The organism is Novosphingobium sp. B-7, from assembly GCF_000410615.1.
In the GTDB taxonomy this organism is placed as follows: domain Bacteria; phylum Pseudomonadota; class Alphaproteobacteria; order Sphingomonadales; family Sphingomonadaceae; genus Novosphingobium; species Novosphingobium capsulatum.
The window spans coordinates 22826-35167 of sequence record NZ_KE148513.1; the positions used below are offsets into that span (position 1 = coordinate 22826).

The 12342-nt window shown below is 62.1% G+C and carries 10 protein-coding genes and 1 pseudogene; 6 read left to right on the top strand and 5 right to left on the bottom strand.

The window, feature by feature from the left end:
* Positions 1–59 precede the first annotated feature (59 nt).
* Together H926_RS0123395 and H926_RS30270 are read right to left on the bottom strand one after the other, a co-directional pair.
* Positions 60–1142 carry an IS5 family transposase gene (locus H926_RS0123395; protein WP_028658419.1) on the bottom strand — a complete coding sequence of 361 codons (1083 nt, stop codon included), beginning with the start codon at positions 1140–1142 and terminating at the stop codon, positions 60–62.
* Between the two features lie 58 nt (positions 1143–1200).
* Positions 1201–1839: pseudogene (locus H926_RS30270) on the bottom strand (helix-turn-helix domain-containing protein); the annotation flags it as partial.
* Between the two features lie 213 nt (positions 1840–2052).
* On the opposite strand from H926_RS30270, the gene H926_RS30275 reads away from it, so the two are divergent.
* Positions 2053–3129 (top strand): IS110 family transposase, encoded by a 1077-nt coding sequence (locus tag H926_RS30275; protein ID WP_022678398.1) that lies wholly within the window; start codon positions 2053–2055, stop codon positions 3127–3129.
* Between the two features lie 168 nt (positions 3130–3297).
* On the opposite strand, the gene H926_RS32800 is transcribed toward H926_RS30275, so the two are convergent.
* On the bottom strand, positions 3298–3534 hold the full coding sequence (locus H926_RS32800; protein WP_148291871.1) for a hypothetical protein: 237 nt from the start codon (positions 3532–3534) through the stop codon (positions 3298–3300).
* Between the two features lie 154 nt (positions 3535–3688).
* Positions 3689–6637, bottom strand: a complete 2949-nt coding sequence (gene traA / locus H926_RS0123410) for a Ti-type conjugative transfer relaxase TraA (RefSeq protein ID WP_022678399.1) — start codon at positions 6635–6637, stop codon at positions 3689–3691.
* 182 nt (positions 6638–6819) lie between these two features.
* Here traA and H926_RS35290 point away from each other — a divergent pair, with 182 nt between their 5' ends.
* From H926_RS35290 to H926_RS0123440, 5 genes are all read left to right on the top strand, one after another.
* Complete coding sequence (locus H926_RS35290) at positions 6820–7383, top strand: conjugal transfer protein TraD (protein ID WP_237741176.1); 564 nt, start codon at positions 6820–6822, stop codon at positions 7381–7383.
* Between the two features lie 76 nt (positions 7384–7459).
* A complete protein-coding gene (locus H926_RS34180; RefSeq protein ID WP_022678400.1) occupies positions 7460–7627 on the top strand; it encodes a DUF6771 family protein in 168 nt (55 codons plus the stop codon).
* Positions 7628–7709: 82 nt separating this feature from the next.
* Positions 7710–8051, top strand: coding sequence for a hypothetical protein (locus H926_RS30290; protein WP_028658421.1), 342 nt, complete (start codon positions 7710–7712; stop codon positions 8049–8051).
* A gap of 217 nt (positions 8052–8268) precedes the next feature.
* Entirely contained in the window at positions 8269–9741 is a 1473-nt protein-coding gene (locus H926_RS0123435) for a trypsin-like peptidase domain-containing protein (RefSeq protein ID WP_158442048.1), read from the top strand.
* Positions 9742–9780: 39 nt separating this feature from the next.
* Positions 9781–11121, top strand: coding sequence for a hypothetical protein (locus H926_RS0123440; protein ID WP_022678402.1), 1341 nt, complete (start codon positions 9781–9783; stop codon positions 11119–11121).
* 371 nt (positions 11122–11492) lie between these two features.
* On the opposite strand, the gene H926_RS30295 is transcribed toward H926_RS0123440, so the two are convergent.
* Positions 11493–12342, bottom strand: an 850-nt coding sequence (locus tag H926_RS30295; protein ID WP_022678403.1) for a nucleotidyltransferase and HEPN domain-containing protein, incomplete at its 5' end; no start/stop codon positions are given.

Sequence of the window (12342 nt, forward strand, 5' to 3'; positions counted from 1 at the left end):
TTTGGCGGGATTGATCAGGTTTTCCGGGTCGTTGGTCGGACTTTTGGGCCGGATTAGGGTCACACAGGCGCAGTTCGCCCCTCGAGCCAGACGAGCCGCTGGAAGTTATAGACGAGGTTGGCCATGCCGATCTTGATGGTGGCTCTGGCGATGCCGATGGTGCGCACGACGAGGCCCATGCGGTGCTTGTGCCCTGCGAACACATGCTCGACATGAGCGCGGATTTTGGATCGTCGGGTATTGGCCTTGGCGATCCGCTCGGGCATCGGCCGCCTCGGCTTGCGTCTCTGGTGGATATGGCTCTTGAACATGCCGGCGGCGAGGAACGCTTCGTTCTTCTTCGACCGATAGGCGGTATCTGCCCAGACGCCCGAGCCGGTGTTGCCCATGCTGATCAGCTCCGGCAGCCGCGCCCCATCATGGGCGTTGGCCGCGCTGGCTCCCCAGGTGCGGATCAGGCCGTGGGCCTTGTCGATGCCGATATGGTTTTTGTAGCCGAACATCGGGATGGCGAGATCGACAGGCTTCGCGGCCTTGGGACCGGCGCCTTCGCGGACCTTGGCTTTGCTGTACTTGATCGACCAGCGCGCATCACGATCCTTTTGCCGCGCCTTTGCCGGTTGCCAGTCTTCGGGTACGCGCCCTTCCTTGATGGCGGTCTTCTCGGCCTCGGTGTTGCGCTGCTTGGGCGCCGGCACCACTGTGGCGTCGATAATCTGCCCGCCCATCGCGAGATAGCCGTGATCCTTGAGCGCCGCGTCGAAGCGGGCGAAGAGTTTGTCGATCGCCTTGTCCTGCACCAGGCGCTCGCGGAACAACCACACCGTCGTCGCGTCCGGCACGGCGCCGTCGAGACCAAGACCCAGGAAGCGCTGGAACGACAGGCGGTCCTTGACCTGGAACTCCGCCGCCTCGTCCGACAGCGAGTAAAGCGCCTGAAGCACCAGGATCTTGAACATCAGCACAGGGTCAAACGGCGGCCGTCCGCCCTTGCCGCGAACACTGCGCCGAAGCGCCGCCACCAGCGGTCCGCGGAAAACCTCGAAGTCCACCACCGCGGCCAAGCGCTCCAGCGGATCGCCCGCCGCGCTCAGCGCATCATATCGGTCCGAAAGATCAAAGAAACCGGGCTGTCTTGCCATCATCACCTCCGCCCTACCGTCGGCGAAGTGAATCAAATCCACCCCTCAAACGCCAGAGTTTTTCAAGGTGTCCAGCTGTGAAGCAGGATCCCCGGTCCGTCAGGACATGGGTGATACGGAACGGGAAGGCCTTTCTGGCAGCCCTGAGGAAGGTGATGGCATTTTCGGCGTCGTAGACGTCGAGATGGACGAACCGTGAGCAGCGATCGATGGCCACATAAAGGAAGCGCTTGCGGACCTCGCCATCCGCAGTGCGCAGTTTGGGCAGATGTTTTACATCGATATGCACGAAGCCCAGATCATAGTCTTTGAAACTGCCTTGTCCTTTGCGCGGCTGCGTCGCGGGCTTAGGGGGGCGGCGGTTGAGATCCTCGGCCTTGAGCACTCGATAGATGCTGTCGCGGTTGAGGTGCGGCAGAAAGTGCCGGAGCACGAAGGTGAGATCATCCAGAGGGAAACCCGTGGCCCGGCGTACCGCGCAGATAATCGCGCGTTCTTCCTCGCTCATGCGCCACGCCAGTCGTTTGGGCCGGCTCGAGCGATCCTGGACCGCCTGTTCTCCACGTTTGCGCCACTTGCGCACGGTTTCATCGCTGATGCCATAGCGCTTGGCCACGACGCTCGCGGGCTCAGCCGAACGGGCAATTTCCGCCCGTACAGCAGGTGTGGTCCGGGCTTGGGGATGTATTTGCACCATCACAAAACCTCATCAGCAAGAGCGGAAAAGCGCCACGCGTGATCTGCGATGGCCTCATTTACCATGTCCCAATGATGTGTCGCAACCAGACAACTAGATGCCGTAATGGGCCGGCGTCACAAGCGTAGCCAAGTTGGGTGGCTGTCCCTCAGAATGATGGCGTTGGAAACGGGGTCCGAGTGATCGGCCCCAAGCATCATGAGAGGAACAGCCATGGACTATTATGCCGGAATCGATGTCTCTCTGAAAGAGAGCAGCGTGTGCATCGTGGACGCGAAGGGTAAGATCATCCGCGAGGTCAAGGTCGCCAGCGAACCCGAGACGCTGGTGCGGTATTTCGACGAGTTGGAATTGCCGGTGTGCCGGATCGGGCTGGAGGCGGGGCCGCTATCGCATTGGTTGCATGCTGGGCTTGTTGCCGCTGGTCGAGACGTTGTTTTGCTGGAGACGCGACACGTGAAGGCGGCACTTTCGGCAATGACTGTGAAGACCGACCGGAAAGATGCTCGCGGGATTGCCCAATTGCTGCGGATGGGCTGGTATCGGCCGGTTCATGCAAAATCGGTGGCATCGCAAGATACCCGCGCCGTACTCGTCGGGCGTAAGCTTCTGCAGGGGAAGCTGCTCGACGTCGAACTCAGTATCCGTGGGATACTGCGCGGTTATGGACTGAAGGTCGGCGAGGTCAGCCGCGGCAGGTTCGAGGCGCGTATCCAGGAACTAATCGTAGGGCACGCCACCCTGGAGACGGTGATCGGTGGAATGCTGGCAGCCCGAACGACACTGTGGAGTGAGTTCACCCGGCTCCACCGGGAGATGTTGAGGATCGCGCGGGCAGACAAGATTTGCCACCGGTTGATGAGCACACCTGGCGTCGGCGCGCTGGTCGCTCTGACCTATCGATCAGCGGTCGACGATCCGACCCGCTTTGGGAAATCGAGCACGGTGGGCGCCTATTTCGGGCTCACGCCGAAGAAATATCAGTCCGGCGAGACCGACCGGGATGGAGGTGTCAGCAAGGTCGGTGACGCGATGGTCCGAACCGCGCTCTTCGAAGCGGCGCATATCATGCTGACGCGAGCGACGCGGTTTTCCAGCCTGAAGCGCTGGGCGCTCGAGGTGGCGAAACGTCGCGGGATGAAGCGCGCGAAGGTGGCTCTGGCGCGCAAACTGGGCGTCGTGCTCCATCGCATGTGGATGGACGCCACCGACTTTTGCTGGGGGGCAACCGCAATGGCGCTTGAAGGAAGAAATGCTGATCGAGGCGCGCCTAGAACGGCACGCTTCTAGTGAGGTCCCGTCGCTGGGACGCAGGCTTGGCAAGGTCGTGTGTAGTGCTGTGATCGCCTCGGCGAAGCACGCTTCCTAGATTGACCTGTCGGCTTGAGGATCTGATGGCTTGGTGTGGCGGCCTTCGTGCTGACCACGGACAGAAGCATGATCCCGGCGATGAGATAATCATTCAGAGGGACTTAACGAACAAAGGCCCATTACAGAAGCACTACTTTGGCAGATTAGGTGGTCGTGGAATGTCATTTGGGCGGCATCCGCAGTGTGGGCATGGTTTGTTCGGCGGCCGGTTCGCTCGCGTGCCGCCGTCAGATTGGCGACGGCATTGTGCAGGAGGCTGAGCTCATGCCGCACGGCCTCGAAAGCCTGGGCGGTGGTCACTTCGGTGTCGTTCGTTTCGGTCATGGGCGCAGGCTAAACCTTGCCATTTCCAGAATGCCAGAGGCTGGAACCTCGCTGGAAGGGGTGAGATTTGTGGGCGTGGCGGCGCGCATGCTGCTGAGGCGGCTTGAGATTGTGCCAAGCGGTGAAGGCGCTGCGACTCGGGCCTTGGCCTGCCCTACAGGCCGAGCCCGCGTCCCCTCCCCCGGCCGAGATCGAGGCCGTGCTCGAACGCGAGCTGGGCGCCCAGTTTGCGCTGGCTGTCCATCATGGTGATGCCAAGCTGGGCCTTGCGGCTGGCCAACAGGGATTCAAGCTGCGGGTCGCGCTCCAGGCTCCTGGCCATGTTTGCCATGGCCGATCGCGCGTTCCTGTGAGCGTCGATGTTACCAGCCGCATAATGACGGTCGGCCTGGTTGGAGAGCTCGTTCCAGCGGCTGACGAACCGGTCGGCGCGCAGCTCGGGATTGGTGCGTAGCTCGGTTTCGAGCTGCAGCGCCCGGATGGCGCGAGTGGCATTGCCGCGTGCCGCTTCGCTCGCCAGGCTCGGATCCCTGGCATAGGCCGCCTCGGCATCGCGTGGCCCATGCGGGCGCAGTTCCTCGAACGCCTTGCGCGCGGACTTGAGCTCGGCAAGCTGTTCGGGGCTTTCCTGGCCGCCGTGGGCCCTCGTGCCGTAGATTCCGTCGATCGCTTTGGCATGGCGTGTCAACGCCTCCATGCGCTCGCGCCGCAGTTGCGCCTCGCGGGTTTCGGGGGCGGTCGGGATTGCAGCGATTTCACGTGACGGGGCTATGGGCTGGAGCAGGTCTTTGGAGACCTTGAGGCGGTGGCCATCAAAGTTCACCCGTTCGGGCACGGTAGAGAAGTTGGGCACCTTGAGCTTGAGTCCATCGATGCCGCGCCTGGGCTGCACTTCGGGCGCAGGCTCGGGCACGCGGGCATAGTCCGATGCCATGTCCTTGCCACGCTCGCGGCTGAGCGCGCGGACAAGCCGGTCCCGATCGGCAAAATCATCCTTGCCGTAATACAGATCGACCTGGTCCCTATGCCGCGAGAGCGCGACATAGGCGGCATGGCGGTCGAGTCCTGGCGTTGCCAGCACATGGACACTGTCCACGGTCATACCCTGCGCCTTGTGGATGGTGGCGGCATAGCCATGATCGATATGGGCATAGTCCTTGAGATCGAAGGCAATCGATCGCCCATCGTCGGTGCGCACGCGCATGGCGATCTGGCTCACCTGTTCGACCGTGCCGAGCGTGCCGTTCTTCACCTCCAGGCTACGCTCGTTCTTGAGGAACATCACGCGGTCGCCGGACGCGAACGACCGCGCGCCCCGCTCGACGGTAAGACCAACATCCTCGCCCAGCAGACTGGCGGCACGCATCCGTTCGCGCGCGGCCTCGTTCAGTTCGCGCACTTCGTCGTTGGTGTGGGTGAGGATGATCCGGCTGGCATCGGGGTCGGCCATGCGATTTCGATCCCAGCGATCGATCAGGTCTTTGCGGGCCTGTTCGCGCGTCTCGGCGGCGTGGACATGACCTGCCTCTTGATAGGCTGCCAGCGCCTCGTCCGTGCGTCCGGTGGCAAGCTGGCGCGTGGCATCGCGCTGCCATTCCTCGGACTGGCGACGAATGGTGGTGATCTCGACCGCGCCGTGACGCTCCGCAATACTGCGGAACGAGGCGCCGGCTTCGATGGCCTGGAGCTGCTCTGGATCGCCGACCAGCACGACCTTGGCACCGCGCTTTTCGGCCTCGGTGATGACGCGTTCCATCTGGCGCGTGCCGATCATCCCGGCTTCGTCGATGACGAGGATCGATTTGTCGGTCAGCAGCTCGCGACCCTGGCCCCATTGGTGTTCCAGACTGGCGATCGTGCGCGACGCAATGCCAGAGCCGCTTTCGAGGTTTTCAGCGGCAATGCCGGAGAGAGCCGCGCCATGGACGGTATAGCCAGCCGACTCCCATGCTTCGCGGGCTAGACCAAGCATCGCGCTCTTGCCGGTGCCAGCATAGCCGATGACACTGCTGATCCCGCGTGCCTCGGTGACATGTTCGAACGCGCCGCGCTGTTCAGGCGAGAGCACCATGCCACGCGCTTCGGCGCGGGTGAGCGCGCGTTCCAGGTGTCGGTCATGAACGCCATGATGACGCCGCGCGTCCAGCGCAATGGTCGCACGTTCCAGCCGCTGTTCGGTCTCGAGAATGGCGCGCGAGGTGAAGCGCTCCTCGCCGCGTCCATCTGGCCCCAAGCGCACCAGATCGGGCGAGGACCGCACGGCCGCCAGCACGGCGTCGAACTGGTCCTTTCCCTCGCTGTGGCGGTGCACGAACGTCGCAAGGTCGCGCGAAGTGAAGGTCGCCTGCTGGTGGGTGATGGCATCGAGCGCAATGCCGGGGTTTTCAAGGATCTTCTCGCCATTGCTCCGGGCAATGGCAAAATGCTCTTCCAGCCGCTCGCGCACCAGGCCTTCCTGCGCCATGCGCGCGGCGGCCGGGCCAATCTTGTTCTGCGGCTCGAGAGCGATGCCCTGGGCCTCGAGACTCCGGTGATCGACCCGCGCGTCGATATCGAGCTGCGCCAGCCGGCCATTGACGTGTTCCGCCCAGGCTTCGCGCCAGTGGGTCAAGAGCTCGGTCTTATTCCACTCGCGCACCTTGGCACCAAAGCCATCCGATCCAACTTCGCGCATGGTCAGCATCACATGGGCATGCGGTTTGGCGAGACCGTCTGCCCCCACATCCCAGTGCACATTGAGATCGGCGACCATGCCGCGATCGACAAACTCCTTCTGCACAAAGTCCCGTGCCAATTGGATGCCATCGGCCTGGGTCATCTCACGGGGAATGGCGAACTCGATCTCGCGGGCGAGCTGCGCGTCCTTGCGCACCTCCACTGCTTCGACGTCGTTCCACAGCTTGCCCCGGTCACGCCACTCTTCTGGCGCGCCTTCGGGCAGCATGACTTCGCTGTGCACGACGCCGGTCTTGTTGGAGAAATCGTGGTGCCGATCGAGCCGCGCATCATAGAGCCGACCGGCCGAGCGATAGGCGGCGGCGGCCACGGCGCTCGAGCCGCCACCGCGCGAAACAACTTTGGCCGAGAAGTGGTAGATCGCCATAGCGACACACCAGATACGCCTAAAAGCGCACGTCGGCACGACGTATAAGCGCGCCCTCAAAAGATTTCATCATTCTCGGGACGGCGGAATCCCATGAGGTTTCAGGGAATTGGCATTGATCGTCAAGGCCGATAACTGGAAGGCATCGCGGCGCAACAGACCGCCGTCACAGGACACCAGACATGCGCAAGCCCCGCAACTATGACGAGGACCTCAAAGCCCTCACTGCCAAGGCCAAGCAACTCAAGGCGCGCAAGCAGAGCCAGCTGGGCGAACTGGTTGAAGCCACCGGCGCCGATAAACTCGCCATCGAGGAACTGGCCGGCGCGTTGCTGTCGATTGCCAGCATCACCGATCCACAACGACGGGAGGCATGGCGCAAACGCGGCGCCGCGTTCTTTCTGGCGCGCGGTCCGAACAGACGACTGGCCAGCGCACTGGCGACAACGCGCAACCAGCAGCGCCGCACGACCAGCGCCCACCATCGCCTGACCCTGCAACAAGCGCGGCATGATACCAGGGCCTGGCAGGTGAAGCGGCGCGAGCGCACGCGGCAAATGATCGAGCTGGGCGGGCTGATTGCCAAGGCCGGCATCGTCGAACTGACCGATGATGACCGCGCCGTGATGCTCGGACTGCTGGTCGAGGCGGCAGCGAAGCTACGCACCGATGAGACCGGCACTCAACTCGCGCTGTGGCGGCGACGCGGCCAGCGGACGTTTGCTGATGCCGAGGACCAAGACTGAGCAGCCGGCAACGCGCGTTCAACCATCCATCGCCAGCAAGTTGCCCCACGCCAGCCGCGTCGCAATAGGGACATGCATGGACGACAAGACCAAGACCCGCATTCTCGGCGTCATCGAACGCGCACCGCCGTGGCTTCGCAACGATCTGGCAGCCAAGGATCCGGCGGCACGCGCACGTGCGGAAGAAGCATTGGCCGCAATGCTGGTCGATACGATCGACGAGGGCCACAAGGCAGCCGGTTGACGGCCGGCGACAATACCAAGCGGACTGGCAGATCTCCATGGCATGGCCATCCCGAAAGCCACAATTCGGCGTGCGAGGCATAATGAACAACGAAGGCCTTGATCCGCATCTCCTGCATGCTTGGCTCGCCGCACGATCGTTGGCGCATAGGTTGCCCATGCCAGTGCCCGAGCATGGTGGTTTCCGTGTCGATACCGAATCGGAAACGGAAACTGTCCGATGGGTATTCCCGCGCGTGGGTGACGGGCTCAAGGACGTTGCCCGCACGATCCATCAGCCGCGCCAGTTCGTCAAGGTCTGCGACACGGGAGAAGAACGCATCTTGCCAACAGGTTGCCTCGCAATCCTGGAAGCTGCCATCGTTCGCGACTGGCCACTTTATGACACTGGCGATGGTGGACTCACTTACTCCTACGTCGAGTAGCTTTCATTCCAAGTGTAATGCGGCGGGATTGCAATGAAGCGACCGAGTAGCTTTCCTGAACGGAACAGGACGCCAGAATCAGCGCTTCCACAAGTACTGCAGAAAACATGTGGGCGGATTTGATAATGATTTCGCACAACGATTGACACTATGATGTTTTGTTGGCAACATCGCCTAAGCAGATCAGCAGGGGGCTGTCATGCCAGCAAAAAGTAGATTGGAGGTCCGCCGCCGCCTCTTCGCGCGCAACCTGCTGTCCGCAGGTTTGATAGCCGCAGGGGTGTCCATGGCTGGCGCAGCACCAGCACAGGATGCTGCAGCGCCAACCTCAAGTGTTGCTGTACCGTTAGACCGCGCGCTCACGCCTTCGGACTTGGGGGCGGAGGCCACATTGCGGGATGCCGAGGCCGTAAATTCATTGATTGCGGCGATGGCCCGCGTCGGACGAGGCGGGTCGCCCAGCGAGGGCGTCATCCTCTCACTCGACGGGGAGGGGCATATCCACGCAGCGCCTGCCGCAGACGACTTTGCCGGCAAGCTCGTGCTGACCCCTTATCTGCTGGATCGCTTGCGGCACAATGGTGCCATTGATCCTGCAACGCTCGGAGCCACTTCTCTGATCGAACGACGGTTGGGCAGCTCTTCCACCGAGAGCGTTGCCCCCGGGTACCTTGGAGACGAGAACTCACTCCCCGGCGGCCCGAACGACGCTGTCCGGCTGCAGGCGCGCCAAAACGGCTGGGTCGAAGGCCTGCCTAAGAGCCAATGGTCAGCCTGCCAGAGAGCGCAGAGTGCTTTCACAGGTGAGGCCGAGCGCACCCTGGGCATCGGCAACATGTATTACGGCCTGTCGCCGGAGGCCCGCCAAGCAAGAATTGACGCGATCAACGCCTATGATCACGAGTGTCTTACGCCGGTAACGCCCGGTCAGGCAGATCTTCCACTCGACCGCCTCGCCATTCTCTTCAACGATCGTGGCGATCCGGTCTGTATGGCGTTGCACTTGGGAGGTGATCGCTTTCTCACCGCCAACCACTGTGTGGAAGACAACGGGAGGACTCGCGCGGATATGAGCCATGCGGTCCTGACCATGGCCGATCGTTCCGATGCGCGGCTCCAGGCTGTGGAGATTATGCCGAACGGGCCGTTCGCGCCAGGCCTGACCCGCTCCGTCGCCGGGCGCGACCTTGCCCTCCTGCGCGCGCCCGGCTTGTCCGATGCCGTCAAGGCACGGGGCCGCGCAACATTTGCTAACGGCAACAGCGTCCCAACCACTGTGGCGCAGCCTGCGCTCGCGATCGGCTTGTTCCTGCTGGCCGATCCCGTCAACCGAATACCCGCCGATCCTATGAAGATGGGCAGCCCTCCCCCTTGGTCGCAGGCGCTCCGCATGACCCGAGATACGGGTACCAGCTATTGCCGGGTTTGGTCGCGCAGCAAGCTGCAGGGCGGTGGCGGATGCCTCGAACACAGCTGCCAGACACTTAACGGCTTCAGCGGAACGCCCGTTTTTGTCCGTCAGAATGACGCCTGGGTCGTAGCGGGCATCAACACCGCTGATGCCGCTGCCAAGTCGCAGACCGAGTGCGGCGCCTTCATCTACAATGGATCCGGCTTTACCGGCCTGCTTGGCAAGGTCGGGGCCGTTGCAACAATTCCGCCCGACGAGATTGTCCTCGCCGCACGCTGAACCATGTTCGAGCCGGCTCGCACGTAAAAAGGGTAACCGATGACACGCTCACTCATCAAGGCCACGCTGCTCGGCCTAGTCACCGTACCGCTCGTTGCCCAGCCCGTTCTCGCCGCGCCGCGCGAGGGATTGCGCACCGTCGTCAGTTATAATGACCTGTGCGGTACCCAGAAGGCGCAGTCGCCCGCGCTTCTCGCGGCGATAATCGCGGCTATCGCTGGGCCTTTGGTCAAGGCCGGAGTCGGTGCGGTCGGCTCAGCCCTACAGAAAGCTGGCGCGCCCGACGAAGCCAGTGTGGAAGGTCACTCGGCGGTGATGTTCTATCGGCAGATGACCCGCACCGGAGACACCACCGTTGCCCTAGCGCGAGCCCAAAGCTGCATTGTCGTGGCGGCTGGTGCCGGCGAAGGCGATGGTCCGGCGATAGACGACAATAGCACGACGGCGGTCGCCTTCGGCAAGAAGGTAACTCCTCCGCTAGCCAAGTTTCTAACCGACAATGGCTTTCGTAAGGCGCCATCGCTGCTGGTAGCTGGCGCCGTGGAGCTGTCGCACGATCACAGCGCATGGCGTTTCGCGCCTGAGGTTCTCTACGTTGGCAGTCCACTGACTAGCAACTCCTGGATCCGCGGCAATGGCCGCGACTTGGTGCTGACTTTAACCATCAGCGGCCCAGGAGCGACCGCTACCGACGCTTCCATCGCGACACGATCTATCATGATAGGTCGCATGTTCACCGCGCGCCCCGATACCGACTTTGCGGTAACAGACCTGACAGGTCTCGCCACGGGTTGGATGCCCCTGCCCAAGCCATCGGATGCTGCCCAGGATCGGATTTCTGCGGCGAGCAAGCGACTCGAAGACCGGGCTGCCATGTCTGCAGCACTCGACCAACTGGGTAAGCGGCAGACTGCCGCCGCTCCGGCTGCCCGCGCAGCATTCCAACCACAACTTGCCAAGGCGGCGGCGGAACTCGCGCAACTTGACAAGTTGATCGCCAAGGACAGCGAGGTCCTCGCCGAGGTTGCTCCGATTACTATCTCTGCCGACATCAAGGAAACTCGCGACGGGAATAAGCTGGTGGCCGATGTGGGCAAGTTTTTGAGCGACAATTCGAGCGATATTGCCAAGCCAGTCAGCGACCGCATCGTTGCGCGGCTCGACCCGGAAGCCCGTGCCGATACTGCCATCACCGCAGGTGCTGCCCAAGACAAGCTCAGGGTCGATGCAATCACTGCTGTTGCAGCTTGGCAGACCAGCAAGGCAGGTGGCGAGGATGCCTACAAGCAGCGGGTAGCGAAAATTTCTGCCGAGGCGGCATGCCGAGCCTTGGAACTCAAAGGCTTTGCGGATCCGGTGTGCCTTGAGCTCGTGCAGTAACGTGAGCGTCTTTGTGGATCGATTGAGCCAGGGCAGTCGGGGGCCGGTGCCCGACTGTCCTGTTCATCGCAGGAAGGTGTTTCGGCCTGAGAAGGTTGCAGTGAACTGTTGGCCAGATCGGCGACCTGCTTGGCGACTCCCGACGCCGCCCCAGGTTCACCAAGACGGGCATTCAGGAAAAGTGCCCCAGATTTTATGCCGATTTGAGTGGAATTGGATCAAGTGCAGGAATCCGGACGAAGCTCGTGAATGGCGACTGTTGACATTGCCCACCGTTTGGCGCGTCCGCGTCGAACGACAGTTTGTACCAGACTTGGACCATACTGGTTAAGGGCCATTCGAAAATCGCGATTGGTTCCGCTGACGGTTGCTCACCCCGCCTGCCGTGCAGCGGCTTCCAGTTGGGCGATGCGCTCGGAACAGATAGCATGGACCACGCGGCCCAGTTCCTCGACCTGATCGCCCAGCCAGGCCAGTTCCTCTTCGGTGATTCGGTAGTGCTTGGAATAGCGCGCCTTGACGTAGGCTTCCTTGAGCTTCTCGAACATCGCCCGCTGCTTGCGATTCTCCCGAGGCCAGACATGGACGAGACGAACATCGAGTCGTTCAGCCTGCGTGCGTAGAAATGCGATGTTGTGATTATGTGGGGTGTAAAATTCTACCACGAGTAGCACGCAATGCAGCAAGCGTTCGCATGCTTGGTGCAATTCGAATGCCGCTTTCTTGAAGCGCTTACGCTCTAAATTTGAAAGAAAGTCATCGTAGAATTCGATCGAGCTAGGAAACCACTCCTCAAAATACTCCTCAGCCATGGCCAGCGCGGCATGAGGCGTCTTCGGCTTTGGCTGGTGCAGCTCGGTATCATCGCTCTGGTAGAGCGCAATACCATCGCGGGCCACGTCCATGAAGAAGTAGCGCCCATGGGCGAGGCCATCGTTCACCTCCTGCAGGGTGTGGACGATGAAATTGACCGGCGTCTTGATCGTACCGGCAATGCCATACTCACGCATCAGCCGGTCATCGACCTTGGCCCAGTACTTCACCCGGTCGGTCAGGCGCTTGTCGTTGACGATGATCAGCAGGTCATAGTCCGACTGGTAGCCCTTGGCGGTGTGCGGCTCGTCAACCCAGCCGCCACGCGCATAGCTGCCGTAGAGAATGACCTTGATAATGCGGCCCTTCTTCTTCCACTCGTGCGAGGCCAGGGCCAGCGCGTCCTCG

Excerpts from the sequence above, each read along its gene's own strand:
- H926_RS0123395 (WP_028658419.1), bottom strand. The coding sequence starts at position 1,142 with ATGGCAAGACAGCCCGGTTTCTTTGATCTTTCGGACCGATATGATGCG.
- H926_RS30275 (WP_022678398.1), top strand. The coding sequence starts at position 2,053 with ATGGACTATTATGCCGGAATCGATGTCTCTCTGAAAGAGAGCAGCGTG.
- H926_RS32800 (WP_148291871.1), bottom strand. The coding sequence starts at position 3,534 with ATGACCGAAACGAACGACACCGAAGTGACCACCGCCCAGGCTTTCGAG.
- traA (WP_022678399.1), bottom strand. The coding sequence starts at position 6,637 with ATGGCGATCTACCACTTCTCGGCCAAAGTTGTTTCGCGCGGTGGCGGC.
- H926_RS35290 (WP_237741176.1), top strand. The coding sequence starts at position 6,820 with ATGCGCAAGCCCCGCAACTATGACGAGGACCTCAAAGCCCTCACTGCC.
- H926_RS34180 (WP_022678400.1), top strand. The coding sequence starts at position 7,460 with ATGGACGACAAGACCAAGACCCGCATTCTCGGCGTCATCGAACGCGCA.
- H926_RS30290 (WP_028658421.1), top strand. The coding sequence starts at position 7,710 with ATGAACAACGAAGGCCTTGATCCGCATCTCCTGCATGCTTGGCTCGCC.
- H926_RS0123440 (WP_022678402.1), top strand. The coding sequence starts at position 9,781 with ATGACACGCTCACTCATCAAGGCCACGCTGCTCGGCCTAGTCACCGTA.